Origin of the sequence: Hahella sp. HN01, from assembly GCF_018986435.1 — a bacterium.
In the GTDB taxonomy this organism is placed as follows: Bacteria; Pseudomonadota; Gammaproteobacteria; order Pseudomonadales; family Oleiphilaceae; genus Hahella.
In genome coordinates this window covers 1-24,289 of the sequence record NZ_JAHMIN010000026.1, presented here as the reverse complement: position 1 = coordinate 24,289, position 24,289 = coordinate 1, and the positions used below count along the sequence as shown (strand labels likewise).

Genomic DNA, 24,289 nt, shown 5'->3' with positions numbered 1-24,289 from the left:
TCTCCGCCGTTATCTGTCTTTGGGATCGAGCGCGTCACGCAGCCCGTCGCCGATGAAGTTGAAGCAAAACAGGGTGGTGGCCAGGAAAATAGCCGGGTAAATCAGCATCCAGGGAGCCATTTCCATCAGCTTGGCGCCTTCGGAAATCAGCACGCCCCAGCTGGTCAGCGGCTCCTGCACCCCTAAGCCCAGGAACGACAGGAAACTCTCGGTCAGAATGACCTGGGGCACTGTCAGAGTGACGTAAACGATCACCGGGCCCAGAACATTCGGAATGATATGACGGAAGATAATTTTCAGGTTGCTGACGCCGCCTGCATGCGCCGCTTCCACGTATTCCTTGCGCTTGATGGACAGCGTCTGACCGCGCACGATACGCGCCATGGTCAGCCACTCCACCGCCCCCAGGGCGACGAAGATAAGGAATATATTGCGGCCGAACACCACCATCAACAGGATGACGAAGAACATGAACGGCAGGGAGTACATGATGTCGACGAAGCGCATCATAAAGTTGTCCACCTTGCCGCCGAAGTAGCCGGAAATAGCGCCATAGGTGACGCCGATAATCAGACTCACGCCGGTGGCGAGAATGCCTACCATCAAAGACACGCGAGCGCCGTAGAGAACGCGGATAAACAGGTCGCGCCCGCTGCTGTCGGTGCCGAACCAGTGCGCGTTGGCGTAATCCGGAGCGGCCTGAATGCGGTCCCAATAGATTTCATCGAGTGGGTGCGGGCTCAGGAAAGGCGCGAAAATGGCCATGAGCGCGATGATGGCGAGAATCGCCATGGACACCACCGCCGCCTTGTTCTGGAACAAACGGCGTCTGGCGTCCTGCCACAAACTGCGCCCTTCGATGGTGTTTTCCGCATCGGGCATCATGGCGGCGAGCTTACTTTTTTGACTGTACATTGCTTGATCCTGGGATTGATTCATCTGCGCCTCCCATCAGTCGTGAAGACGGACTTTAGGGTCGAGCAGGCCGTACAGCATGTCGACAATGAGGTTCAGAACGATAATGAGCACGCCGTAGAAAATGACGGTTCCCATTACCAGGGGGTAGTCCCGGTTAAGGGCGCCTTGGATGAAGTAACGACCGATGCCGGGAATATCGAAAATCGTTTCGATAACGACTGAGCCGGTGATAACGGCGGCGGTGGCGGGACCAAGGTAAGAAACGACGGGCAACATGGCGCCTTTCAGAGCATGACGCAGCAGCACCAGACGCTCGCGCAGACCTTTGGCGCGGGCGGTGCGAATATAGTTGGAATGCAGGACTTCAATCATGCTGCCGCGGGTCAGTCGCGCAATATAAGCGATCTGCGGCAACGCCAGGGCGAGCACTGGCAGAATTTTGTATTGGAATGAGCCGTCGCCCCAGCCCGCCACCGGCAGCCAGGATAGATATACGCCGAAAATCAGAGTGAGCACCGGCGCCATGACGAAGTTGGGGATGGCGATGCCGGTCATGGCCATGGTCATCACGGAGTAATCGGCTGCGCTGTTTTTGCGCAAGGCGGCCATCGCTCCAAATAAAGTGCCGAATATGACCGCGAGGAAAATCGCCATACCGCCTATCTGTAAGCTTGCCGGGAAACCTCCCATGAGCAGGTCGGTGACGCTGAAGTCGCGGAATTTGTATGACGGCCCGAAATCGCCCACCAGGATCTTGCCGAGGTAGATGAAGTATTGCTCCACCAAGGGTTTGTCCATGTCGTAGGCTTTCATAATGTTCGCTTCGATTTCCGGAGGCAGCGAACGTTCTTTATCCCAGGGACCGCCGGGTGCGATCCGCATCATGAAAAAAGCGATAGTAATAACGATGAGCAGGGTTGGAATAGACGCCAACACCCGCCGAATGAAATAGTTCAACATAACGGTTACGCAGAATAGGCTGAGCGGAGGCCGCCCATAAGGGCGCCTCCGCGAAAAGGTTTAGCGATTAATTCTCGATACTTAACCAGCGAGTGCGGTGCGTATCGTTGATAGCGTCTTTCCAGCCTTTGATTTTGGTGGAGACCAGATTCTTGGACACGTAGTAGTAGATAGGAATGATAGGAGCGTCTTCCATGGCGATCGCTTCTGCTTTGCCCATGATCTGCGCGCGTTTCTTCAGGTCAGACTCAAGGTAAGCGTCTTCCATCAGCTTATCGTACTCAGGATTGTCGTAGTTACCGTAGTTCAACGATTTGGAGGTGCTCTCCAGCAGGAACAGGAAGTTTTGCGGATCGTTGTAGTCAGCCACCCAGCCAGCGCGAGCGACTTCGAAGTTGCCTTGCTTCAGTTCAGCGTAGTGAACTTTAACTTCGCTGTTGAACAGTTCAGTTTCAACGCCGATCTTCTTCCACATTTGCGCAACAGCGATAGCGATACGCTTGTGGTTGTCGTCAGTGTTGTAGCGCAATTGCACTTTCAAATGTTTGTCGTCGCCGTAACCCGCTTCTTTCATCAGCTCTTTGGCTTTAGTGATGCGGTCCGCCATCGGCATGCTTTTCCAGGTGACGTAAGAAGGCTCTTTGTAGTTGCTGGTGCCAGGGGGAACCATGCTGTAGGCAGGCAGCTCGCCGGTTTTCAGCACTTTGTCCATGATGATTTCACGGTCGATAGCCATGGACAGGGCCTGACGAATGCGCTTGTCAGTGAACGGCGCGCGCTTGGTGTTGATCGGATAGTAGTAAGTGCCGAGGTAAGGCGCGATCTTGGTTTCCTCTGGCATGTTTTGACGCAGCCAATCGATCTGGCCGGAAGGAAATTTGTAGATGCAGTCGATCTCGCCGGCGCGCATACGCTTGATCAGCGCCGCAGCGTCTTCCTGTGGATAGAAAATGACGTTGTCGATTTTCACGTTCGCCGCGTCCCAGAACAGTTCGTTCTTGGTCACTTTGACGTGGGTGTTAGGCAGCCATTCCACCAGCTTGTAGGGGCCGTTGGTGGCGATATGTTCTTTCTTGGTCCAGTCCTTACCGTATTTTTCAACGATATGCTTGGGCACAGGGAAAGCGGTGTAGTGGGTCAGCATGCTGATCAGGAAAGGCGCAGGTCCTTTCAGCGTGATTTCCAGGGTTTTGTCGTCCAGCGCGTGTACGCCCAGGTCTTCAGGCTTGGCTTTGCCGGTGTTCAGCTCTTCGCCGTTTTTGATGATATACAGCAGTGAAGCGTATTCCGCCGCCGTTTCCGGCAACAGGATCCGGCGCATGGCGTATTCAAAATCCTGTGCGGTAACAGGTTGGCCATCGCTCCATTTGTGGTCGCGGATTTTAAATGTGTAAACCAGTCCGTCGTCGCTAACGGTCCAGCTCTCTGCGGCGCCGGGGATGGCGTTGCCTTCAGGGTCTTCGGTCGTCAGGCCCATAAAAAGATCCCCAGCGATGCGGTTCTCCCAGTCACCGCTGAGGAAATGAGGGTCCAGTGACGCCGGCTCACCCTGGTTGCCGATTCTTAGTGTTGTGTCAGCTTGGGCGATGGGCGCTCCCAGCAGAGAAAGTGTCAGCGTTAAGGCGGAAAATATTTTCCCTGTGCGAGATTTAAAACTCATAAAATCCTCTCGTCTTAATGTTGATGTCCTCAATGGTTTTATTGTTTTTTCCATAGCGGACTGGTTACGAGGCTGACCCGTTTTCAGAGCGCACGAGGCCTCTGTGATGGTACAGCATCAGTTTTAAGTTATTGTTAATTACGCATCATGCCAGTCATTGGACAACGAGTGTGGAGAGAGGCGCTAACTTGGTCAATCGAAATGCCGTATACCTATATGTACTTTTTGTATATCTACGTATTGATGTGGGGCGCCGACCATGCTGGGCGTATCAAAACGGGGCGAAAGAGGGTATATGGCCATAACGCTTAATTTAAGTTCCCATTAAGGCGATAGTGTCCGGGGCGCCGACTACTGTTTTTTGTCCCCGGCGCAATTTACACTTTGCGCGATTTTTTAAGACGAAGATGACGCCCTGGCGTACTTTTTATGGCGATTCCCGGTAGAGAAATATTTCGCACCTATGACGAATTCGGGTGCATTCAGGTGTTTGACGACGGCCAGAAACGCTATCTGGGATTCGGCTCGAACGATGAACAAAGCTGTCTGCTGAAAGACAACCCCTCTTTGCTGGCGCACGGCTATACCCGCGCCATGCTGTTGTGTCTATTGCTGCATGAGCCGAGGCGGGCGGTCATGTTGGGCTTGGGCGGCGGCAGCCTGATCAACTGTCTGTATCATCGGCTTCCTGACCTGCAGTTGCAGGCGGTGGAGCTGCGGGCGGAAGTGATGCGGGTGGCGCAGCGCTTTTTCCAGTTGCCGCGGGACGAACGGGTTCAGGTTACCATTGCTGACTTTGCGTCCTATTTGGAGACGGCCCCGGCGCATTCCGCAGACCTGCTTCTGTGCGACGTATTTACCGGAGAGGGATTGGACGGCCGCCTGCTGCAACCGGACTTTCTTGAGCAGAGCGACCGCCTGTTGAGCGACGATGGCTGGCTGGTGATGAACTGCTGGGTGGATCATCGCCTGGAAAAAGTCATGCTGGCGGAGTTGGGGCGGCGCTTTCGCAGTGTCTATCTATGCGCCACCCAGGAAGGCAACTGGATTATCCTGGCGGGCAAGCCCGCTGTGGAGTTCACCGAAAAACAGCTGACCGCCGCTGCGAAAAAGCTGTCGCCGCAGCTGGGCTTCTCCCTGGCGCCCTTCATCAAACGCATGACCCGATATCAGGCCTAGGGAACCTCTGAAAAACGTTGGCGAGGCCGCCAGTGCAAGGAAAAAGTCGCTGAAAAAGCGCAGTTTATCGTGAATAAATGAGCATTTTGAGACGACTTTTGACGCAGCAATGGCAACGCAGGTAGTTTTTCAGAGGTTCCCTTGGGCCTGTTGGCGCTCCGGACGCTGATTATCGCTGGGCGTTTCTCTCCAGCAAGGCGCAGACATGATCAACATCGTCCCGCGTGGTGCGCCAGTTGCTGAATGCCGCCCGAATGGCGCTGCGTCCCCGCCATTGGCCCGGCGTCATAAAGACTTCCCCGGTGGCGTTGAGTCGCTGCAGGAAAGGGGCGACTTCTGCGTCATCTATTCCTTGAGGACGAAACACCACCACATTGAGTTTGGCCGGCTTGAGCAATTCGTAGTCAGGTGACTGTTCCAGCCATTGAGCCAGGCGTTCAGCCTGCGAACAATTGTCTTTAACTATCTGACGGATGCCTGCCTTGCCGTAAGCTAACAGGCTGATCCACAAGGGCAGAGCGCGAAAACGGCGCGAGTTCTCGATTCCCAGATTCATGAACGACGGCGTGACGCTGTTTACCGCCAGATAAGGCGCGGGCACTTCCAGGCAGGTCTGTAACACTGACATATGACGACAGAAGAAGATGCCGCAATCATAAGGCGTATTCAGCCATTTGTGCGCATCGGAGGTGATGGAGTCGGCGCGCTCCAGCCCCCTGGTCCAACCGCGTCGATCTTCCAGCAAGCGGGAGAACAAGCCGAAAGCGCAGTCCACATGCAGCCAGGCCCCATGTTGCTCACACAGGTCGGCGATGGCTTCAAGGTCGTCAAAATCCGTACCTGTCACCGTACCGGCGCTGGCGAGTACGACTTTCCCCGCACAGTCGCTGTTCTCCAGAGCAGTACGCAAGGCGTCCACATCCATAGCTTCACTGTCGGCGAGCCGCGCTACCTGAACCAGGCGCTTGCGCCCCAGTCCGGTGATCGCCATGCCTTTTAGAGCGCTGGCGTGAGGCGTGGCGGAGAACACTTCCACCGCAACGCCGGATAACCCGTCAGCGGCGATATCCACGCCTTGTCTTTGGCCTGCGAACTGACGACCGCAGAGAATCCCCAATAGATTGGAAGCGGTGGCGCCGGTGGTCAGGCAACCGGAAAAACTGTCCGGTAGATCGCAAAGGCTGAGCAGCCACTCAATGGTCTGTACCTCCAGGGCTGAGGCGATGGAGTCTCCCGGGGTGGACAGGTTCTGATCCACCGCTACTGCGATCCAGTCTCCCAGCAGCGCGGCTGGAGTCACTCCACCGGTAACGAAGCCCCAGTATCTGGGGCCTATGGCGGCGGCAAGATGGGGGCTGACCTCCTTGATGAAGCGCGTGACGGCTGCCTCCGCGCCCTCACCAAGCTCCGGCGCCGCTAATGCGGGGGGAGTGATGTCGGCGGTCATAGCCGCAGGACGATCGTCGGCGGAACGGATGAAGTCCAGACACCATTGGCGAACGTCAGTGGTCAATCTGTCCAGGTCGTGAAAATCGTCGTGTAGCTGCGACATGGCGGCGCTCCTGAGTAAGGTTGCTAAATATGCATTGCATTATCGGAGCAGGAGTGAAAGCATAACAGTGACAATTCACTTCCATAAAAAGAGTACAATTTGCCTGCGTTATATCAAACCCTGGCGGAAAGCCTGATGCAAGATATCCATAGCGGTCGCCTGCAACCCGGGGAGCGCCTGCCCTCGGTGCGGCGCTTCAGCCGTCAGCGTGAGGTCAGCCTGACAACGGCGCTGCAGTGCTACCGCCAGTTGGAGGCGGAGGGCTTTGTCCAGGCGCGGCCGCAATCTGGTTTTTACGTCAGGCATAAAGAAAAGCCTCCTGCGGGACCCGAGTTGCCGGTATTCACCGGGCGCTCTGCGCGGGTCGCCAACATTGGGGCGATCGAAGAAGTGCAGGCTGTGTCCAGCCGTCGGGGTTTTGCGCCTTTCGGGGTTTCCCTGTTAGCGCCTTCGCTAGTTCCTTCCGACTTGCTGCAGCGCAGCCTGATCCGCGCTTCCCGGCGCCTGGGCGAGCGTTTGTTTCATTACGGTCCCGCGCAAGGTGACGTGGGGCTGCGGGAGGCATTGGCGCGGCATTTCAAGGAAGACGGCATGGCGTTCTCGCCGGATGATCTGATGATCTGCAATGGCGGCATGGATGCGGTGAGTTTGGGGTTACAGTTGTGTACGCAACCGGGAGAAACGGTGGCGGTGTTGACCCCCTGTTTCAGTGGACTGTTGCAGGTGATAGAAAGCCTCGGACGCAAGGTGCTGGAGATTCCGTTGCATTACCGGGGCATATACCCGGAGCGTTTGCGTGCAGCGATGGCGCGGCCGGAGGTGAAGGCCTGTCTGTTGAGCGCCAATAACCATAACCCGCTTGGGTTTACGCTGTCAGCGCAGGAGAAAAAGGACATCGCCGCCTGGGCGGCGGCGTACCAATGCCCGGTGATTGAAGATGATATTTTCGGAGAGTGCGGCTATGGCCGCCAGCGACCGCTGCCCATTAAATCCTGGGATGACGAGGGCTGGGTGTTTTGGTGCGGCTCCGTATCGAAAACGCTGACGCCGGCATATCGCCTGGGTTGGTGCGCACCGGGTAAATGGCGACAGGCTGCGTTGCAGCATCGCCGGGCGCTCACGATCAGTATCAACCTGCCTTTGCAGGCGGCCTTGGCGGACTTCATGCACTGCGGAGAATATCGCAGCCACTTGCGCAAGTTGCGCCTGAGTCTGGCGCAACAGGTGGACGCCATGAGCCGGGCCATATTGCAGTCTTTTCCTGCCGGCTCCACCGTCACGGAACCGGAAGGCGGGTATGTGCTATGGGTGACCCTGCCGCCGCAATGCGACGGCTGGCGAGTGTTTCAACGGGCGGCGCAGGAAGGTCTGAGTATTTCTCCTGGGACGGTTTTTTCCATTACAGAACGCTATCGTCACTGCATCCGATTGAACGCGGGCTGGCCGTTTGATGAAATGATGCAGGCGGCGGTGCGCAGGCTGGGGGAAATCTGCCGGGAGGCAGTGAGGTAGCGCCTATTTTTTCTGAATGAAGTCGCCCATGCGGGACTTTTCAAACAGCGACTCCAGGCGTCCGCTTGCACGCATTTTCTTCAAGCCGCGATTGAACGCCTCGATTAACTCATTGGCGTCGGGAGTGCGACGGGACATCAAAAGATAGTGCTTCTCCTCGGACAACGGCTTCAAATGGCTGGTGACCATGCGGTCGACGCCGGGGGCGAATTCGCTGGATAAGATGAAGTAACCCACTTCGACATCTTCCGGCACCACATCCACCCGGTGTTTGAACATCATTTTGAAGCTACTGACGATGTCGCTGGCGTAGTCGTGGGCAATTTCCTCATTGCGCACCATGTCCATGAATTTGTCGTTGTAGTTGTAACCCAGGGTCAGTCCGAAACGGTATTTTTTCAGGTCGCTGAAATCTTTCCAGTCAAACTCGGCGTTGCGCAGATGAAAAAATACATACTGGGTGCTGGAGATCGGGTCGCTATAGATGAAGTACTGGGTGCGCTCTTCGCGATAGGCCCACAGGATGGAGCCGTCCCACTCGCCGTCCTGTGCGCTCTGCAGGGCGCGCTTCCAGGGCAGGAAGGTGAATTTGACTTCGTAACCTTCACTGGCGAAGGCCTCTTTGACGATCAGCGATACGACGCCATCGTACTTGAGTTCCTGAGAGACATAGGGCGGCCATTCGCCATTGGTGAGGCGGACGACGCGTTTGGCGTCGGCGGCGTGAGCGAAGGACATCAGGCTCAAAGCCCACCCAAGAAGCAAGAAGCGCCAGAGACAGGTATTCATGGTTAGACGGCCGCGCAAGTGAAAAACATATCCTGCGAAAGACTTTGAGTCTTTCCCGTTATGTCATCATGACAATCCGCTAATAGATTAAGTGTATGCGAATTGTCCCAGTTCGCAAACGCAAGCACGGAACGCAATGGCGGGCAGCGACCGAGACTATACTCAATAAAGCGTCGCCCGGTGCGGCTCAATTGCTATCTAAGGAACCCTGATGAGGCGCCTGACGGAAAGACTATTATTTACCCTTGCTCTTATCGCCATGATTGACGGCGCGATGGCGAAAGAAAAGATTTTGCTGGTGACCCAGGATTTTCCTCCATTGCAGGTGATGACGGGGCATGGCGAGTACACTGGCTTCGTGATCGACTTTATGAAGGAAGTGATGGCGGATGTCGCCAAAGAAAACGACATTGAGAGCAGCATTATGTTCGCGCCCTGGAAGCGGGCGATGCTGTTGGCGGAGAGTCAGCCGAACGTCATCTTCTTTTCCCTGTCGCGCACCCCTGAGCGTGAGACCAAATTCCACTGGTTGGGCTGGGTGGCGCCTTACGACGTCTATCTCTATAAACTCAGCTCCCGGGAAGACATTCAAGCGAAGGGCTGGGAGGATATCCTTGGCAAGGGCTACAGCATCAGCGTACAAAGCGGCAGTAACTTTGAAGAGCTGCTGAAACGCAAGGGCATTGGCTTCCCGCCGGACAATACGATGGTGGAGACGGTGGTGCATAACTCGCAGAACATCATGCGCGAGTATCGCGGCTTTACAGATCTCATGATGCAGGTCGAAGTCAGCTTTCCGATTCGTCTGAAAGAGGTGAATCTCAACCCGTCCAACTTCGAGAAACTGTTCAGAATCGAAGAACTGTCTGGACGCTTGTGGGCGGTGGTGAGTCCGAAAACGTCTGACGCCGTCAAACAGGCGTTGCAGAAAAGCTTTGATCGTTTGAAAGCGGCGGGACGGGATAAAGAACTGATGCGCCGCTACTTCGTGGAGCCGCCGGCGGACGCGCTATTGGAAGTGGAAAGAACTGTGGAGGGCGGCTCCGCTTGGCCAGGGTGAGACGGCAGTCAGATTGAGCCGGTCAGGATATGCGGACGCTGGCGACCACGCCCTCGCAGCGCAAAGAGCCCAGAGTGGAGCTGGAGGTGTAGATAAAGAAGCTGCCGCCATCCACATCAATCGCCGCCACTTCTATGGAGAACTGTTCGGACATGCGGTTCGCCTCGCTCAGCGCGTCATTCCCAGACTTCAGAAACACGGTAGCGCCGCTTTTAGGGCCTGCAATGTCGCCTTCCAGCGGCGCAGGATCATCGCAACCTGAATTGACGGCGATGTGGAACTGAGCGTCACACCCGCCTAACCAGGGCGATACGCATAGAGTCGCCAAAGCGACCCAGCTTATAAGTTTGTACATGAGCGGCCTCTATCCCATGGACTTCATCCGAGTATACGCCTTTGTGGCGGATGACGTCAGGACCTGGCTGCGCGCCGGCGGCTTTCCCAAATGGATAAGGTGTCCAGCAGGGTGCGGGCGCAGGCGGCGGGGTTGGCCTGGAGCAGAAAGTGAGGGCCCTGGATGCGCACCAGACGGTTGTCTGGGAAATGCTGTTGGATTTCCAGCGCTTTGCCGGCGACACTAAATAATCGTCGGTGGCTTGCAGGTAGATAGAGGGCGAAGAGACCGGCTCGTGACGCCAGTGCAGGTGTTGCAGCGTCTCCAGGCGCGCCTTGAGCGTCGCCGTCGGTATAGAGCGCACTGCGGCAGTGAAATGTTGCAGGAAGTCATCGCCGACATCCGGGCCCAGCAACAGGCGTCGCTGCGTCCAACTGGAAAAAGGCAGACGCATCACTCCTTGCAGCGGCAGCCGTCGACCGACGCATACTGCCCAAGGACTGGGTATCGATAAAAACGTGGCGACGAAGATGACGCCTTGCAGGCCCGGGACGCCATCCGCCGCCAACAGCGCGCCGATGGGGCCGGAGAAAGACTCCGCCAGCAGATAGAAGTCGCCGTCAGGAAGCTGTTCGCGAACGTAAGCGGCCAGCGAGTCATAGTCCTGGGCGCCAGTCTGCGGCAGCGGAATAATCTGCGTCTCAATCTGAGGGATACACTCCAGAAATGGCGCAAACAAATCCCCGGTCCCGTCCATGCCCGGCAACATCACTAATTTGGGTTGTGACTTCATTGCTGATGCGCATCCTTGCTGGCGGCCAGTATTTCGTCCTGCAGCTTTTCCAGGTCGTCCAGAATGCGGATGAACTTGCGCCCGAATGGGGTGATTTCATATTCCACACGCGGCGGGATTTCCGGGTAGGCGATGCGTTTGATAATGCCGAAGCTCTGGTTTTTGCGCAGGCAGTCGTTAAGCACTTTGGTCGTCAGGCCATCCACCCGACGCACCATCTCACCGGGGCGATTGACGCCGTTCGCCAGCAGACTGAAGACGGTCAGCGACCATTTGCAGCCATAAATGGTTTCCACCATACGGGCGCTTTCCAATGGGGGCGTTTTCAAGGGGACGGTATCTTCGGACATAGACTCGAAACCATAAACGGACGACGATGGCGTCAGGGCTGCAACGACCACAGATAATAAACAAAAAGACCCGCAAACCTAAATAAGATTTCCGGGTCTTCCGTCATCGGAAGGGATTATTCCGCCACTGCGTCAGCCTGTAGCGATTCCCCTGATTCGCCGAACAAACCACGCACCACCTGCCAGCCCATGGCGAAAGCGCCGACGATAAAGATGACGTCGCCGAAAGTGCGCGCCCAGCGTAGAGTTTCCATGATGTCCTGTTGCATGAAAAGCTCGCTGCGCGCGTACCACAAGCCCTGGCTGGCGCTGGCGTGGAATTGCAGCAGTCCGATTGGGGCCAGGCTGACGACGACCATCAACGCCAATCCTGCGTTCAGCCACCAGAAGCCGGTTTTCATCAAACGATCGCTAAAGACCATATGGGGACGGATATAACGCAGCACCAACAGAGTGAAGCCCAGGGCCAGGAAGCCGTAGACGCCAAACAGGGCCGAGTGAGCGTGTACGGGCGTGGTGTTCAACCCCTGGATGTAATACAGCGAAATCGGCGGGTTGATCAGGAAACCGAACACGCCTGCTCCCAGCATGTTCCAGAAGGCGACGGCGACAAAGCACAGTAGCGGCCATTTCAGGTTTTCCATCCATGGGGCTCGCGCTTTTAAACGCCAGTTCTCCCAGGCTTCGTAGCCCAGCACAATCAAAGGAACCACTTCCAGCGCGCTGAAGGTGGCGCCGACAGCCATCACGGGCGTCGTGGTGCCGGCGAAGTAGAGGTGGTGAAACGTTCCGGGAACGCCCCCAAGCATAAACAGTGAGGCCGAAGCCAGGCTGGCGGTGGTCGCCATGGGCCGCGACACCAGTCCCATGGTGGAGAAAATAAACGCCAGCGCGGTTGTGGCGAATACTTCGAAGAAGCCTTCCACCCATAAGTGCACCACCCACCAGCGCCAGTATTCCATGATGGAAAGATGCGTGCGTTCGCCGTAGAAAAAGGCGGAGCCGTAAAACAGACCAATAGCGATCACGGACGCGGTCAACAACGCTAGCAGATTTTTATCGCCGGGACGTCGCAGGCCATTGACGATGCCCCGCAGCATCAATACCAGCCAGAACGCGACACCGAGGAATTTACCGATCTGCCAGAGCCGTCCCAGATCCACATACTCATACCCTTGATGGCCGAGCCAGAAATTCAGCTCTGGCGGCATAATCTGTGCGATGGCCAGCCAGTTGCCGACAAAGGAACCGACCACCACCACGACTAGCGCCCAGAACAGGATGTCGACGCCCAGCTTCTGATATTTGGGGTCTTTGCCGCCGTTAATAATGGGCGCCAGAAACAAGCCTGCGGCAAGAAAGCCGGTGGCGATCCAGAACAGCGCGCTCTGAATATGCCAGGTGCGCACCAGCGAATAGGGAAACCACTGGGAGACATCAAGACCGTAAAAATGCTGGCCTTCAACGGTGTAGTGGGCGGTGAAGCCGCCGACCAGCACTTGAAAGGCGAACAGGGCGACAATCAGGAACAGGTATTTGCCCAGCGCCAGTTGAGAAGGCGTCAGCGCGAAACGGGTCAGTGGATCTGATTGCGGCGCCACGGGCTCCGCTTCATCATGTTTATGCAGGAACGCCCAGCCCCAAATCAGCAGGCCGACGCCGGCGATCAGCAGGGCGACGCTGACAATGGACCACATGATGTTTTCAGCGGTGGGACGGTTGTCTATCAAGGGTTCATGGGGCCAGTTGTTGGTGTAAGTGACGTCGCTGTCAGGTCTTTGCGTGGCGGCGGCCCAGGCGGTCCAGAAGAAAAAGGCGGCGAGTTTTTCTCTGCGTTGGGCGTCGGGCAGGGTATTTTCCTTCATGGCGTAACTTTCGCGAGTTCCCTGTAACTCCACTGCGTCGCTGAACAGACGGCTGTAGTAATCTGAGATATCCGCCATGGCCTGAGCGCGTCGAGGGCTCACTGTCGCCGCTCCACTGTCTGTGTTGTAGGTGTTGGTGCGGTATTCGTTTTTCAGGCGATGGCGCAGGATGTTTTGCCGTTCGTCATCCAGGTCCGTGTAAGTGGAGCCATAGACCTCCTGCGCCGCCAGCTCCAGCCAGCGCACCAGTTCGCGATGAAGCCAGTCTGCAGTCCAGTCCGGCGCCTGATAGGCGCCGTGCCCCCAGATTGAACCCAGTTGCATGCCGCCAACGGACTGCCAGGCGGTTTGCCCATCGAGGATATTTTCCTGGGTAAAAATGGTCTCTCCCGTAGTGGTGACATAACGCTCCGGAATCGGCGGCGCCTGCCGGTAAACCTCGCGGCCAAAGAAACCAAGCAAGCAGAAGGTGACGCCCAATACGGCGATGAGCAGCCACCAGAGTTTACGATAGTCAGACATGGGCGTTCTCCACGGCGTCGGCGAACAATATGTTGTTTTCCAGGTGGATGTGCTGCATCAGATCGTCGCGCAGTTGGGCGAGTCCGGCGTATAGCGCGCGCCAAGTGTTGCAGGCGCCTTTGGGGGGCGTGATGTTGTTAGTCAACGCCTCCAGATGCGCCAGTGCGTCGCCGTGCTGATCATGCTCCATACGCATGACGGAAATAGGGCCTTGCGCCTGCATCCCGCTCATTCCCGCCAGCAGTATCGGAAATAGAATGTTCTCCTCTTTCATCATGTGGCTTTCCAGCTCCTGGAGCATTTCCGTCAGGTGCTGGGCGAGTCCATTGGGACATTCCTCTCGTTCCCCATGAACATGCTCCACGCGGCGAGCGAGGTGTATCAGCTCCGGAAGCTGCTCGCGATGGCGGGCGTGGTAGCGGGTGAGGATATGGTCGATCAGTTCAGGACGACCGGCCTGGCTCCAAGTGTCCGCAGGCTCTTCCTGCAAGGCGTTGAGCCGCTGCAGCACAAGGTCCGGCTCTATTTCTTTTTCAGCCAGCGCATCACGTAACTTCTTCGCGCCTCCGCAACAAAAATCCAGTTGGTATTCACGAAAGAGGCGGGTGGAGCCGGGGAGGTTGCGAGCGATCCAGCCGACGGGGCGATCCAGTAAGGTCATGGCGGTTTTCCTTTGATAGTGATTAACTCGCCATAGCCATCGCAACCTTTGTGCCATTGATTAGGTTATTGATATTTATAGAGTAAAAATTACATATGGTGTTTTTTACCCAAATCGAATAGGGTGATAAAAACCCTTTTAAGGTGATTTATACCATGATTGAAGCCAGTCTATTGGCGGACCTGGTGACGGAGTTGCCCCATGCGGTGCGTTATCAGCGCTTAATGAACGCCATGCGGGAATATTTCCACTGCGGCGCGGTGGCGCTACTACGGCTTGATGGCGACAGTTTGCGGCCGCTGGCGGCGGAGGGGCTGGTGGTGGAAACCCTGGGACGCCGTTTTATTATCGCAAAGCATCCCCGGCTTGCGGCGATTCTGGCCAGTCGACGGCCAGTGTGTTTCCCCTGCGATTCGAGCTTGCCCGATCCTTACGACGGTCTGCTGGAGAGCTGCGTCGGCGAGCCTTTGCCCGTACATGACTGTATGGGCGTGAGCCTCTATGTGGATGGCGTCCTGTGGGGAGCGGTGACCCTGGATGCGTTGCAGGAAGGCACTTTTGACGCCCAGGCGCAGCAGGATCTGGCGCGTTTTACGCTGATCATCGAAGCGTCGGTAAGAGTGACCCGACTGGAGCAGGAGCGCAGAAATCTGGCGCTGATGCGGCAGGATGGCGATCGGCAGGGCGTAGCGCAGGAGGAAGGCGAAATTATTGGCTCCAGCGACAGCATCCGAAACCTGCTGCGGGAACTGGACGTGGTGGCGGACTCAGAACTACCGGTGCTGCTGATGGGGGAAACCGGGGTGGGTAAAGAGCTGTTTGCGCGGCGGCTGCACAGTCGCTCGCCGCGTCGGGAACGGCCGTTGATCCACGTGAATTGCGCGGCGCTGCCGGAATCGCTGGTGGAGAGTGAGCTGTTCGGTCATAGCAAAGGCGCCTTCTCGGGGGCTTCGGCGGATCGCGCAGGCCGTTTTGAGGCGGCGCAAGGCGGAGTGATCTTCCTGGATGAAGTGGGAGAGCTGCCGCTCAGCGTGCAGGCGAAGTTGTTGCGGACGCTGCAGAACGGCGAGATTCAACGCCTGGGCGAGGACAAACCCAGGCAGGTGGATGTGCGGGTCATCGCCGCGACCAACCGACAGTTGAAAGACAGCGTTCGCGCCGGCGACTTTCGGGCGGATCTGTATCACCGCCTGTCCGTCTATCCTGTATGGATTCCACCGTTGCGCGAGCGGGGCTCAGACGTGCTGGTGCTGGCGGGGCACTTCCTTGAACTTAACCGCTCCCGTCTGGGCGTACGCAGTCTGCGGCTGTCGCGTGCGGCGGAGCAGGCGCTGTGCGCATACTCCTGGCCGGGTAATGTGCGGGAGTTGGAACATGTCATCAGTCGCGCGGCGCTTAAGGCGATCAGTCGGGGCGCTAATAGAAATGACATTGTGACGCTGGATGCGGCGTTACTGGACCTGGATTATGGCGACGCGGTGTCGGCGCCCAGAGAAAGCGCGCCGTCGGAAAGCCTGAGTTATCCGCGTGTCCGCTCCCTGCGCGCCGCCGTGGAGGACTGTCAGCGCGAAGTTATCCGCGAGTCGGTGAATCGTCACGATGGCTCCTGGGCCGCCGCCGCTCGTGAGCTGGAGGTGGATTCGAGCAATCTGCATAAAATGGCCAAGAAACTGGGGCTGAAGTGAGCCAGTTTTCGGCGGCGTTTTTGCTGGTTAAGCCCAGACTGCCGCCGTCAGCGATAGTCAGCAAGATCAATCAGGCGAATCTGCGCCCGCGCTGCCACACTGCTCCTCGTTGAGGCGAATATGGCGAATGAGACGACTGTAACCAAGTATCAAAACAGACTGCGGCGCGTGCTGGCGCACATTGATCAGCATTTGTTGGATGACTTGAGCGTCGAAGAGTTGAGTCAGGTCGCTCACTTCTCCAAATTTCATTTCCACCGGCAGTTTTCTGCGAGCATGGGAATGGGCGTATACAAGTATGTGCAATGGCGACGGTTGAAAAAAGCCGCTCATGAGCTGGCTTATCGCAGTCGTTACAGCGTGACGGATATTGCGTTGAATACCGGGTTTGACAGCCTGGAAGCCTTTTCCCGAGCCTTCAAGAAAGCATGCGGACAAACGCCTTCCCAATTTCGGCGACAACCGCGGTGGGAGCCTTGGCGAGATCATGATGAATTTCTTTTCAAAGCAAGGGCGGACATTATGCAGACGGATAACTCGAACTATTCAGTCAATCTCCTGGAACAGGAGGCCATTCCTGTTGCGGCGCTGGAACATCACGGCGCTCCAGAGCGTCTCGGCGAGTCCATTCGACGCTTTATCGAATGGCGTAAAGCCAACAAACGGCCTCCCTCAGTCAGCGCCACTTATAACATTCTGCACAACGATCCTGAGTCTACGTCAGCGGAGGCGTTCCGCATGGACTTGTGCGCAGGCGTCAACTCAGCGGTTGAGGAAAATCCGTACGGCGTCATTGCTAAAACAATCCCGGCGGGACGTTATGCCGTGCTGCGTCATATTGGCCCCGACGCCGGCATGCGGGCGGCTTTCCACTTCTTATATGGCGAGTGGCTGCCTGGGAGTGGGGAAACATTACGCGACGCGCCTTGTTTTCTCCAACGCGTGACAATGTATCCAGACGTTCCTGAGCATGAAGCGATCATCGATATCTATTTGCCATTGGTTTGATCAGCGGCGCGCCGCCAAAAAGGTTCTTCTTCGGCCCAAATCCAGCAATAATGCGAGCCAACGTTGAGAACCAGTAATGAGAGATAAAGATGTTGCGTATTTTGGGGATTCTATTATTGCTGTCGCTGACCAGTTGCGGTTTTGTGGAAGGCGTTGATGACGCCAAGGCCGCCGCCGCGACTTTTTTTGACGACAGAATCAAAGAGGGCGGGCCCGGAGCGGACCGCTTCTACTCGCCGCACTTTATCGATTCCGTTGACCCTGAAGAGTGGGAGAGCATTCGTCGGTTGGTGCAAAAGGCCAATGGCGACTTGCGTAGCTACTCCCTTGATACATGGCGCGCGCAGGACAAAGTGCAGACAAATGGGCTGTCCGGTATGTTTGTGACGCTCACTTACAAGACGACCTATACAAACGGGGAGGGCGTGGAGACGCTGATTTTGTTCAGCAATGACGACAATCCAGAATATAAGGTGCTGTACCATCACTATAACAGTGAGTCGATCGACCGACTCGTCAAGCAAGGAATTGATGAGGTCGCCAGTAAGGCGGAAGCGATCAAACCCATCGCCGTCAAAGGCGCTGACAAGTAGCTGGGTGCGGCGCTCACATGAAATTGACGGCGAAACTGGCCGAGTGGCGTCTGGGGTGGAAACTTTATTTTTGCCTATGCGCGCTGATTGCAGTCGTGTTTGCGGTGATTGTCACGCAAACGTCTTTTGGCTGGCATGACTATGTGGATTTAGCGTTTTTCTACATCAACTTACTGGCGATTTATGGCTACGCCTTTCACAAAAGATTCGGGCGCGCCGGGTTCTGGAAATGCCTGCTCTGGGTTTACCCTGTCTGGTCGCTGTTATATCTGTTTGTTTTGCCATTTGGATATGACTTCCCGCAGATGGGCATGCGGGCTCACGCTAACTGGACAATGATATTCCCGTTGGGCGTTATCGCCGTCAGCTCCCGTTGTATTTATAACTATGGATTTAAGTCGCAACGTCTGTGGACGCGCCATCTCGATGGGGCGTCGGTAGCTTGAAGTGGGAAGAGATTAATTAAGGATCAATGATGAGTGATTTGTACGCTCCGCCGAAAAGTCAGGTGTCTGAAGACGTTATCTCGATAAAAGAGCCCAACGTCATATGGAAAATATTCTTTGTGGTTTATGTGTTGTTGAATTTGGTTACGGCGCCATTTCTGATTATGTCTTTCATTGGTGAAGATTATCTGGAAATAGACTTGAACGCTGGCTTACAGGACTACCTTGACTCGCTGATAGAGTGGGTGATGTTGATCGGAATGTTTGGGTATGCTTTCTCCAAGCGTATCGGCGGCCGGGTCCTATGGAAAATCGCTTTGGCGGGGTATGTGGTCTGGTTTGTCCTGTATGCCTTTATCCTGCCATTTGTATTTGGAGTGTTTCCGTTTAATGAGCCGCCTGCGCTGGACTGGACGCTGGCGATAGATCTGTTGTTTACCCTGGGGATAGCGCAAGCGTTATATCTCTACAGCTACTCCTCGCATCACCTTTGGCGCGAACAATAATCAGCTGCTTAATAGACAGTTAAGAGACGCTACTCAATGGGATACTCTCTGCCGTATTTCTCATAAAGCGGCAGGAGCTGATGGGTTTCAATGAGGTAAGAGACGCCTTCGTTATATTTCTCGCGTAGATATTCGCCACGTTCGTTTTTGGCGAAGGTCATGTACAAGAAGACCCGGGTTACCGGCTCAGTGCGAAACTGGGTTTTATCCACCAGAATATTGCTGAAAGTAATGTTGGTCTGGCGCAGGTTGTCGAAGTAGTAGTCCGCCCGCTTCAAATAGACTTTGGATAGCGCGCTTTCCCGGGAGTTCAGATCTTCTCCCTGTAGATACTGCTTCACCTTGTCGTCGATATAATCCGTATAACCGCGAATCCATACACCGTTTTTCCCCTCCAGCGACGCGACTCCTTTCCATTCGCCAAAGTGCTCCGGCAGAAAAGTGACCGCTTCAGTGATAACGGAAATAGGGTAGAGCGCTTGCGGGTACTCGTCAGTAGGATCGAGGCCGCCGTACATGTCGGCGTGTCCGTCTTTCACCATCAGCTCGGCCCGCTTCCACGGCACGATAATCTGATTTACCTCGATATTCACATGTTTGAAGGCGGCGAAAATGACTTCGTTGTACAGTCCTGTTCCGTCTTTTTCCACGCTGCCTTCCCACTCTGGAGTGGCCCAGGTCACGCGTTCCGGCCCCTCCGCACAGGCGAGGTGGCTGATTAAGCTGGTGAGAATAAGTAATGCGAGTGGTTTGAGCATCTTGCGTCCAATCAGATAATGCCCGGGATATCCGGCGGAATAATAGTACAAGCCAGGTCCAATGCGAAGGAGGAGATGCGCTATCTGTATGTCCCTAACTGGCGTTGTCGCGCAATAATATTTTTTTCTTGTCTGGAATCAACTATCTATACCGATAAGTGCCTACCTGACCAATTTGTGCTTACTTTTTTGACTCTCTCTGGAAGCCTACTCTGGGGCCTGTTTCGAATGACTTTAGAGAGGTGAGACATCATGCAATTGGTAAAAGGTTCCTGGGCGTTGATCGTGGGCGGCTCCAGTGGGATGGGGTTGGAAATTGCGCGCCGGATGGCGGCGGCGGGCGTGAATATCATGCTGGTTGGCAAGCGTCGGGAAAAACTGCAGCTGGCTGGCGACGCATTGCGGGACGTTGCGGAAATCAGGACGTTTAGCGTGGATCTTTATGACGACGAGCAAGTCACTGGTTTGATATCTCAACTGAACGATTTGGGGGAGCCCATTCGCTATTTGGTCAACGCCGCCGGGTATTTCAATCCCAAGCCGTTCCTGCAGCATACGCCAGCGGATTACGACGCCTACCTGGGGTTGAATAAGGCGCTGTTCTTTATCTCTCAGGCGGTCGCTGCGAACATGTGCAAACACGGCGGCGGCGCTGTGTTGAACATTGGGTCCATGTGGGCGAAACAGGCGGTTAAAGCCACACCTTCCTCAGCCTACTCCATGGCGAAGGCGGGCTTACACGCGCTGACTCAGCATATGGCGATGGAGCTGGCGGATGATGGCGTTCGCGTCAACGCCATCGCGCCGGCAGTGGTGAAAACGCCGATCTATGAAGCCTTTATCGCCCCTGAAGAGGTCGATGAGACCTTGGCGACGTTAAACGCATTCCACCCTATTGGTCGGATTGGCGACGTTGGGGATGTGGCGAATGCGGCGATATTTCTGCTGTCAGATCAGGCGGACTGGGTGACCGGCGCGATTTGGGACGTAGACGGCGGCGTGATGGCGGGGCGCAATTAGCCCGCCTCATGCAGGGCTCGCTCGCTGCGTGGTCGGCGAGAGCCCTGCTATACTGCCGCGCCATATCTCTTAATACGATATACAGGAGTAGCCGTGTAATGGATGAGGTGATGAGCAGGAGACCGCGCTGTGCGGTATTGGACGACTATCAGAATGTAGCTAAGTCCTATGCGGATTGGAGTGCGCTGGAAACGCGCATAGATCTGCAGGTGTTCAACCGCCATCTTGGCAATGAAGATGAGGTCGCCGCGCAACTGGCGGACTTCGACATGATTGTCATCATGCGTGAAAGGACCCCCTTTGCCGCCACGTTATTGAATCGTTTACCGAGGTTGAAGCTTCTGGTGACCTCCGGCCCCCGCAATGCCGCCATTGATCTTGCCGCCGCTGCCGCTAATGGCGTGACGGTATGCGGCACCCAGGCCTCGAAAGCGCCGCCGACAGAACTTACCTGGGCGCTGATACTGGGGCTGGCGCGGCACATAGCGATAGAAGACGCTGCATTCAAAGCCAACGGTCCATGGCAAAACACGGTAGGCGTTGATCTCGCAGGGAAAACGCTCGGCTTGCTGGGGTTTGGTCATATTGGCCAGAAAGTGGCGATGATTGGCCAGGCGTTTGGCATGAACGTCGTCGCCTGGAGCGCCAATCTTACTGGGGAACTGACCAGCTCAATGGGCGTGACGCTTGCGGATTCGAAAGATGCTCTGCTGGCGTGCAGCGATATCGTCTCCATTCATCTGGTGTTAGGTGAGCGCAGCCGGGGGCTGATTGATGCGGAGGCGTTGTTGCGGATGAAAAAGTCTGCGCTGTTGATAAATACTTCCCGCGCTCAAATCGTCGACCAGACGGCGCTGGTGGAAGCGCTGCAGCAGAAGCGCATCGCTGGGGCGGGGTTGGATGTATTTGAACAGGAGCCGCTGCCGGAAGGACATGTTCTGCGTACGCTGCCGAATGTGCTGGCGACTCCCCACCTGGGCTATGTCACAGAGAATAACTACCGCACTTACTACACTCAGATCGTCGAGGCGATTCAGGCTTATATGGACGGGGCGCCGATTCGGGTGATGGGTTGATCCCTGGCGGTTAGCGCCACTCGCAGTTACTTTCAATGCTGGCTGCGCCCAGATGTACATATCTTCGCTTCCGCGTCAGTTCGCAGGTAAAGCGCAGGGGGCGTCCCGCCAGCTCGTCATTGGGCTCTGAGCCGATTTTGATCGTGCTCCAGATCAGGTGTTCAGTGCCGTTTACATCGACGTAAATGGTTTGCGCCGCACGGAACGGGATCGGCAACAGCGTCGCCAGTAAAGAAATTTTATATAGAGCGGGCAGGCGGAAGCTCCCATCCTGAGCGGTGCGTACACTGTCGGAGGATTTTTGACGCCATTCGACCCAGCGGGTCACTGTGGCGCCTGATACAGGTTCGCCAGCGTAGGTAATCACGCCGTAAACTTCTGAAAATAGGCATACTTTGCCGATCATATCCAAGACTCCCATGTCTTGCGCAGACATCATGGCTAGCGTAGAGAATGATAGCATGTTTCCCTGTAAAGGTTATGTAAGGGGTTAATTTTAATATATATTTCATGCTGGCCTCCCAATAGGCGATAGCGCTCGGCGCAGGCCAGGGAGATGCATGCCTCAACAGAATCGGGACAGAACGGAGAGTGAAGAATGATTTTCAGGAGAGATGGATATAGGGATATCAAAAAAATTCTCGCCCTGGGGGCGATGCTTGCGCTAGGCGCATGCGCCCATCAGAGCGCCAAGCCTCCCATACAGAAAAACCTGAGCCAGGCGTATGCTGATGCGGTCAGGGATGCTGAAATAGTAGAGCCGAATGAGATATCCAAGAACCTGACGGCGATTACGCCGCTGAATCCCGCTCTGGAATGGAGTGGCGACCGGCAAAAAGTGTTGGTGACGACATGGACATCCTGGGACGGCTACGACAACTCAGTGGGCCAGACGCAGGCTCTGTCCAGAGAAGTATGGGTGACGGTGGTTCCTGAAGTGAAAAACTTCTGTCGCGCTCGTTATAAGTTTCCAGAACAGACCATTTTGCGACTGGAGCAATTACTGGGTTTGCCGCCAGGGGATAATAAAACCAAGTTCGTGGAAATGTGGGTGAGTCCGTCAGATTTGTTCCGCCCCTCTCCAGATCCAGAAATCAGCGACCATGAAGCGGAGTTGGACTACCCGGTTTCCGATCGGTTTGTCACCATAAGCAAAGAGCACAAGGAATGGTTCAAAAATCTGCGCAAAACGTCGTACGGCGAAAACGGTTATCCCTGGACCCGGTTGGGTTACACCTATGACTGGGGCAACCCGGAGTCGGAAGTGGGGTTGAGCGAGTTTGTCATACGCGCCGGAGCCAATGTCAAAGTGCACAGCGTGACCAAGACAATCAAATACTGCGAATAACCATGAACAGCGGCTCCGGGCGCGCCCGGAGCTTAGCTCAGGTAAATCTCCACGCGCTCTTTGCCCTTGCCGACATTCTTGCGTTTCATGGAAATGCGTCCGACTTCGCCAGTACGGGTCAGATGCGTACCGCCGCAAGGGACTTCTGCAAACCCCTCCACCCGCCAGTAGCGTCTTTCCGCGTCTGCGTCACTGAACGCGCTGATGATGTCGCGGTTTTCGTCGATGAGACGTTGCGCGTCAGCGTCGATGTCCGGCAACAGAGGAGAAATGCTTTGAGGCCAGGAAAAGTCGATACGCGCCTTTTCCTCCGCGATATGCGCGCCAACTTTATCCACGCCGCCCAGCTTGCGATAGAACAGTTCGAGCACCAGCTCGGCTGCAAAGTGCAGCCGCATAAGGCGATACCGTCTTTCCCAGTCAATGGTGATTTCCACTGGGTCGCCAACCTGAAGCGCATGATCTTGCGGCAGCTCGTAAAAAATTTCCTGCTCTTCCTTGCGCGCGCTGATCACTCTGAAGCCGCCAATGGTCCCATGATCGCTTTCCTGACCGCCGGAAAATGCGTAAAAGATAGTTTCCTCAACCGTTACTACCGCGCCCTGGACGCTGGTGACGTAAGTGCTGAGAGTCGTGAGATAGGGGTCTTCCCAGAATATTTTTCTTGTCATACTTCTGCCTGAAAAAGTCCTTTAAACAGATACGCGGAATCTTCGCCAACCATTGCAGCGTTTGCAAGAGGGGAGGCGCTCAATGATCAGCCTGACTATTGCTTTTGACCTGCTCCAGGATATTGCGCCAAAGCTGTAGTGGGGGGATGCTGGCGTAACCAGATTCCTGGGCGTCATTGCATTCGATGATGATCCAATGCCCTTGCCGGGTTTTGGCGATGTCGATAACCATAAAGGGGACCTTCAAGCGCTCCGCGGCTTCCTGAGCAAGTTGTAAGCCCTGCTTCAGGTCTGGGGCGCTGTAATCCGAGGGCCAATACCTGCCATAGCCGACGCACTCGCCATGCCACCAGAATGTCCTGTACTCCTGAGAGGGACTTATTTTCCCCGGAATACCACCAGAGACCGGCTCTAATGGGATGAACTCCCGTATCGCTATTTTCTGCCAATGCAGAATTTTATCCCGCTGGTAACTGTCCACGATGCGTTGATAATCGTCCGGCCCGTGGGCGATAGATAGCTCTGGGTTGTGTCGGCTGGTTTGACGTGACCCTTTGATAAATACAGGCCAGCCAAATAGCACTTCTATGCTCTCAGCTACTGGGAATTGTTCCACACAAAGTGTCTTGGGCGTCATGTCCTTTATATAAGGCAGCCAGTGGGACAGTTCACTGGCCCGCAGAAATTCGTCTGGAGAGTTTACAGGCTGCAATCCCATTGCGGCCAACTCAGAGTACTTCTCTGCGTAGTTTTCGACTGCGCCAACCCTCAATATGCACAGGGATGGCGACTCAAAAAAGCTGGGATGACTACACTGGAAAAACAGCTCGAAGTTAAAGTCATATATCGCTACATGGGTTTTGCTGTATATGACATTACTAACCCGTAAATAAGTATCCGATCACTAAGCCATAATATATTTAAGTTCTGGATGCCCAAATAAACTTTGAATCAATGATGGCGTTCTTTTCATGCTCCGAAGGATTTTTAAAGCCATCTTTCTTAATTGGTCTGGACCTGCAA

25 protein-coding genes are annotated in these 24,289 nt (G+C 55.5%); 11 read left to right on the top strand and 14 right to left on the bottom strand.

The genetic code is table 11. From position 1 onward, the window contains the following. Positions 1-9 precede the first annotated feature (9 nt). From oppC to KP814_RS21985, 3 genes are all read right to left on the bottom strand, one after another. Positions 10-915 (bottom strand): oligopeptide ABC transporter permease OppC, encoded by a 906-nt coding sequence (gene oppC, locus KP814_RS21995; protein WP_216738794.1) that lies wholly within the window; start codon positions 913-915, stop codon positions 10-12. A gap of 36 nt (positions 916-951) precedes the next feature. Further along, complete coding sequence (gene oppB / locus KP814_RS21990) at positions 952-1,878, bottom strand: oligopeptide ABC transporter permease OppB (protein ID WP_216738793.1); 927 nt, start codon at positions 1,876-1,878, stop codon at positions 952-954. 67 nt (positions 1,879-1,945) lie between these two features. Continuing rightward, positions 1,946-3,538 carry a peptide ABC transporter substrate-binding protein gene (locus KP814_RS21985; protein WP_216738792.1) on the bottom strand — a complete coding sequence of 531 codons (1,593 nt, stop codon included), beginning with the start codon at positions 3,536-3,538 and terminating at the stop codon, positions 1,946-1,948. Between the two features lie 429 nt (positions 3,539-3,967). Between KP814_RS21985 and KP814_RS21980 the strand changes: the two genes are divergently transcribed. Then, positions 3,968-4,717, top strand: a complete 750-nt coding sequence (locus KP814_RS21980) for a spermidine synthase (RefSeq protein WP_216738791.1) — start codon at positions 3,968-3,970, stop codon at positions 4,715-4,717. A 169-nt stretch (positions 4,718-4,886) separates the two neighbouring features. Here KP814_RS21980 and KP814_RS21975 read toward each other — a convergent pair whose 3' ends face one another. Beyond that, complete coding sequence (locus KP814_RS21975; protein WP_216738790.1) at positions 4,887-6,269, bottom strand: aminotransferase class V-fold PLP-dependent enzyme; 1,383 nt, start codon at positions 6,267-6,269, stop codon at positions 4,887-4,889. 99 nt (positions 6,270-6,368) lie between these two features. Here KP814_RS21975 and KP814_RS21970 point away from each other — a divergent pair, with 99 nt between their 5' ends. After that, on the top strand, positions 6,369-7,781 hold the full coding sequence (locus tag KP814_RS21970; RefSeq protein ID WP_216738789.1) for a PLP-dependent aminotransferase family protein: 1,413 nt from the start codon (positions 6,369-6,371) through the stop codon (positions 7,779-7,781). A gap of 3 nt (positions 7,782-7,784) precedes the next feature. Here KP814_RS21970 and KP814_RS21965 read toward each other — a convergent pair whose 3' ends face one another. After that, entirely contained in the window at positions 7,785-8,570 is a 786-nt protein-coding gene (locus tag KP814_RS21965; protein ID WP_216738788.1) for an ABC transporter substrate-binding protein, read from the bottom strand. Between the two features lie 211 nt (positions 8,571-8,781). Here KP814_RS21965 and KP814_RS21960 point away from each other — a divergent pair, with 211 nt between their 5' ends. After that, positions 8,782-9,630, top strand: a complete 849-nt coding sequence (locus KP814_RS21960) for an ABC transporter substrate-binding protein (protein ID WP_216738787.1) — start codon at positions 8,782-8,784, stop codon at positions 9,628-9,630. 22 nt (positions 9,631-9,652) lie between these two features. On the opposite strand, the gene KP814_RS21955 is transcribed toward KP814_RS21960, so the two are convergent. The 5 genes from KP814_RS21955 to ytfE all read right to left on the bottom strand — a co-directional run bounded on the left by KP814_RS21955 (position 9,653) and on the right by ytfE (position 14,155). Next, positions 9,653-9,985 carry a hypothetical protein gene (locus KP814_RS21955; RefSeq protein ID WP_216738786.1) on the bottom strand — a complete coding sequence of 111 codons (333 nt, stop codon included), beginning with the start codon at positions 9,983-9,985 and terminating at the stop codon, positions 9,653-9,655. After that, positions 9,918-10,757 carry a lysophospholipase gene (locus tag KP814_RS21950; RefSeq protein ID WP_216738785.1) on the bottom strand — a complete coding sequence of 280 codons (840 nt, stop codon included), beginning with the start codon at positions 10,755-10,757 and terminating at the stop codon, positions 9,918-9,920. The genes KP814_RS21955 and KP814_RS21950 overlap by 68 nt, the downstream gene beginning before the upstream one ends. Next, complete coding sequence (locus KP814_RS21945) at positions 10,754-11,107, bottom strand: helix-turn-helix domain-containing protein (protein ID WP_216738784.1); 354 nt, start codon at positions 11,105-11,107, stop codon at positions 10,754-10,756. The genes KP814_RS21950 and KP814_RS21945 overlap by 4 nt, the downstream gene beginning before the upstream one ends. Positions 11,108-11,223: 116 nt before the next feature. Continuing rightward, a complete protein-coding gene (locus KP814_RS21940) occupies positions 11,224-13,494 on the bottom strand; it encodes a nitric-oxide reductase large subunit (RefSeq protein WP_216738783.1) in 2,271 nt (756 codons plus the stop codon). After that, positions 13,487-14,155 carry an iron-sulfur cluster repair protein YtfE gene (gene ytfE / locus KP814_RS21935; protein WP_216738782.1) on the bottom strand — a complete coding sequence of 223 codons (669 nt, stop codon included), beginning with the start codon at positions 14,153-14,155 and terminating at the stop codon, positions 13,487-13,489. Before ytfE ends, KP814_RS21940 begins: the two co-directional genes overlap by 8 nt. Before the next feature lie 155 nt (positions 14,156-14,310). Here ytfE and norR point away from each other — a divergent pair, with 155 nt between their 5' ends. The 5 genes from norR (at position 14,311) to KP814_RS21910 (ending at position 18,393) form a co-directional block, all read left to right on the top strand. Further along, positions 14,311-15,840 carry a nitric oxide reductase transcriptional regulator NorR gene (gene norR / locus KP814_RS21930; RefSeq protein ID WP_216738781.1) on the top strand — a complete coding sequence of 510 codons (1,530 nt, stop codon included), beginning with the start codon at positions 14,311-14,313 and terminating at the stop codon, positions 15,838-15,840. Positions 15,841-15,960: 120 nt separating this feature from the next. Next, the gene (locus tag KP814_RS21925) at positions 15,961-16,848 is read left to right on the top strand and encodes a GyrI-like domain-containing protein (RefSeq protein WP_216738780.1); all 888 of its coding nucleotides are present in this window, start codon (positions 15,961-15,963) and stop codon (positions 16,846-16,848) included. Between the two features lie 89 nt (positions 16,849-16,937). Continuing rightward, complete coding sequence (locus tag KP814_RS21920) at positions 16,938-17,441, top strand: hypothetical protein (protein ID WP_216738779.1); 504 nt, start codon at positions 16,938-16,940, stop codon at positions 17,439-17,441. Between the two features lie 17 nt (positions 17,442-17,458). After that, positions 17,459-17,887, top strand: a complete 429-nt coding sequence (locus tag KP814_RS21915; RefSeq protein ID WP_216738778.1) for a hypothetical protein — start codon at positions 17,459-17,461, stop codon at positions 17,885-17,887. Positions 17,888-17,916: 29 nt separating this feature from the next. Next, positions 17,917-18,393, top strand: a complete 477-nt coding sequence (locus KP814_RS21910) for a hypothetical protein (RefSeq protein WP_216738777.1) — start codon at positions 17,917-17,919, stop codon at positions 18,391-18,393. 29 nt (positions 18,394-18,422) lie between these two features. Here the strand turns inward: KP814_RS21910 and KP814_RS21905 are convergent, their stop codons facing one another. Then, on the bottom strand, positions 18,423-19,151 hold the full coding sequence (locus tag KP814_RS21905; RefSeq protein WP_216738776.1) for an ABC transporter substrate-binding protein: 729 nt from the start codon (positions 19,149-19,151) through the stop codon (positions 18,423-18,425). A gap of 252 nt (positions 19,152-19,403) precedes the next feature. Between KP814_RS21905 and KP814_RS21900 the strand changes: the two genes are divergently transcribed. Then, positions 19,404-20,171, top strand: a complete 768-nt coding sequence (locus KP814_RS21900; protein WP_216738775.1) for an SDR family NAD(P)-dependent oxidoreductase — start codon at positions 19,404-19,406, stop codon at positions 20,169-20,171. Positions 20,172-20,281: 110 nt separating this feature from the next. After that, entirely contained in the window at positions 20,282-21,247 is a 966-nt protein-coding gene (locus KP814_RS21895; RefSeq protein ID WP_253938551.1) for a D-2-hydroxyacid dehydrogenase family protein, read from the top strand. A 10-nt stretch (positions 21,248-21,257) separates the two neighbouring features. Here KP814_RS21895 and KP814_RS21890 read toward each other — a convergent pair whose 3' ends face one another. Beyond that, the gene (locus KP814_RS21890) at positions 21,258-21,653 is read right to left on the bottom strand and encodes a carboxypeptidase-like regulatory domain-containing protein (protein ID WP_216738773.1); all 396 of its coding nucleotides are present in this window, start codon (positions 21,651-21,653) and stop codon (positions 21,258-21,260) included. A 192-nt stretch (positions 21,654-21,845) separates the two neighbouring features. Between KP814_RS21890 and KP814_RS21885 the strand changes: the two genes are divergently transcribed. Beyond that, positions 21,846-22,595, top strand: coding sequence for a hypothetical protein (locus KP814_RS21885; RefSeq protein ID WP_216738772.1), 750 nt, complete (start codon positions 21,846-21,848; stop codon positions 22,593-22,595). Between the two features lie 32 nt (positions 22,596-22,627). Here the strand turns inward: KP814_RS21885 and KP814_RS21880 are convergent, their stop codons facing one another. Both KP814_RS21880 and KP814_RS21875 read right to left on the bottom strand, forming a co-directional pair. After that, positions 22,628-23,266 (bottom strand): alanyl-tRNA editing protein, encoded by a 639-nt coding sequence (locus KP814_RS21880; RefSeq protein WP_216738771.1) that lies wholly within the window; start codon positions 23,264-23,266, stop codon positions 22,628-22,630. A gap of 79 nt (positions 23,267-23,345) precedes the next feature. Beyond that, positions 23,346-23,984 (bottom strand): ATP-grasp domain-containing protein, encoded by a 639-nt coding sequence (locus tag KP814_RS21875; protein WP_216738770.1) that lies wholly within the window; start codon positions 23,982-23,984, stop codon positions 23,346-23,348. Positions 23,985-24,289: the final 305 nt, after the last annotated feature.

Bases quoted from the DNA above. Each gene is read 5' to 3' on its own strand.
- KP814_RS21920 (WP_216738779.1), top strand. From the start codon at position 16,938: ATGTTGCGTATTTTGGGGATTCTATTATTGCTGTCGCTGACCAGTTGC.
- KP814_RS21910 (WP_216738777.1), top strand. From the start codon at position 17,917: ATGAGTGATTTGTACGCTCCGCCGAAAAGTCAGGTGTCTGAAGACGTT.
- KP814_RS21980 (WP_216738791.1), top strand. From the start codon at position 3,968: ATGGCGATTCCCGGTAGAGAAATATTTCGCACCTATGACGAATTCGGG.
- norR (WP_216738781.1), top strand. From the start codon at position 14,311: ATGATTGAAGCCAGTCTATTGGCGGACCTGGTGACGGAGTTGCCCCAT.
- KP814_RS21955 (WP_216738786.1), bottom strand. From the start codon at position 9,985: ATGTACAAACTTATAAGCTGGGTCGCTTTGGCGACTCTATGCGTATCG.
- KP814_RS21900 (WP_216738775.1), top strand. From the start codon at position 19,404: ATGCAATTGGTAAAAGGTTCCTGGGCGTTGATCGTGGGCGGCTCCAGT.
- KP814_RS21915 (WP_216738778.1), top strand. From the start codon at position 17,459: ATGAAATTGACGGCGAAACTGGCCGAGTGGCGTCTGGGGTGGAAACTT.
- KP814_RS21965 (WP_216738788.1), bottom strand. From the start codon at position 8,570: ATGAATACCTGTCTCTGGCGCTTCTTGCTTCTTGGGTGGGCTTTGAGC.
- ytfE (WP_216738782.1), bottom strand. From the start codon at position 14,155: ATGACCTTACTGGATCGCCCCGTCGGCTGGATCGCTCGCAACCTCCCC.
- KP814_RS21945 (WP_216738784.1), bottom strand. From the start codon at position 11,107: ATGTCCGAAGATACCGTCCCCTTGAAAACGCCCCCATTGGAAAGCGCC.
- oppB (WP_216738793.1), bottom strand. From the start codon at position 1,878: ATGTTGAACTATTTCATTCGGCGGGTGTTGGCGTCTATTCCAACCCTG.
- KP814_RS21905 (WP_216738776.1), bottom strand. From the start codon at position 19,151: ATGCTCAAACCACTCGCATTACTTATTCTCACCAGCTTAATCAGCCAC.
- KP814_RS21925 (WP_216738780.1), top strand. From the start codon at position 15,961: ATGGCGAATGAGACGACTGTAACCAAGTATCAAAACAGACTGCGGCGC.
- KP814_RS21940 (WP_216738783.1), bottom strand. From the start codon at position 13,494: ATGTCTGACTATCGTAAACTCTGGTGGCTGCTCATCGCCGTATTGGGC.
- KP814_RS21985 (WP_216738792.1), bottom strand. From the start codon at position 3,538: ATGAGTTTTAAATCTCGCACAGGGAAAATATTTTCCGCCTTAACGCTG.
- KP814_RS21975 (WP_216738790.1), bottom strand. From the start codon at position 6,269: ATGTCGCAGCTACACGACGATTTTCACGACCTGGACAGATTGACCACT.
- KP814_RS21890 (WP_216738773.1), bottom strand. From the start codon at position 21,653: ATGATCGGCAAAGTATGCCTATTTTCAGAAGTTTACGGCGTGATTACC.
- KP814_RS21895 (WP_253938551.1), top strand. From the start codon at position 20,282: ATGAGCAGGAGACCGCGCTGTGCGGTATTGGACGACTATCAGAATGTA.
- KP814_RS21950 (WP_216738785.1), bottom strand. From the start codon at position 10,757: ATGAAGTCACAACCCAAATTAGTGATGTTGCCGGGCATGGACGGGACC.
- KP814_RS21960 (WP_216738787.1), top strand. From the start codon at position 8,782: ATGAGGCGCCTGACGGAAAGACTATTATTTACCCTTGCTCTTATCGCC.
- oppC (WP_216738794.1), bottom strand. From the start codon at position 915: ATGTACAGTCAAAAAAGTAAGCTCGCCGCCATGATGCCCGATGCGGAA.
- KP814_RS21880 (WP_216738771.1), bottom strand. From the start codon at position 23,266: ATGACAAGAAAAATATTCTGGGAAGACCCCTATCTCACGACTCTCAGC.
- KP814_RS21875 (WP_216738770.1), bottom strand. From the start codon at position 23,984: ATGGGATTGCAGCCTGTAAACTCTCCAGACGAATTTCTGCGGGCCAGT.
- KP814_RS21885 (WP_216738772.1), top strand. From the start codon at position 21,846: ATGATTTTCAGGAGAGATGGATATAGGGATATCAAAAAAATTCTCGCC.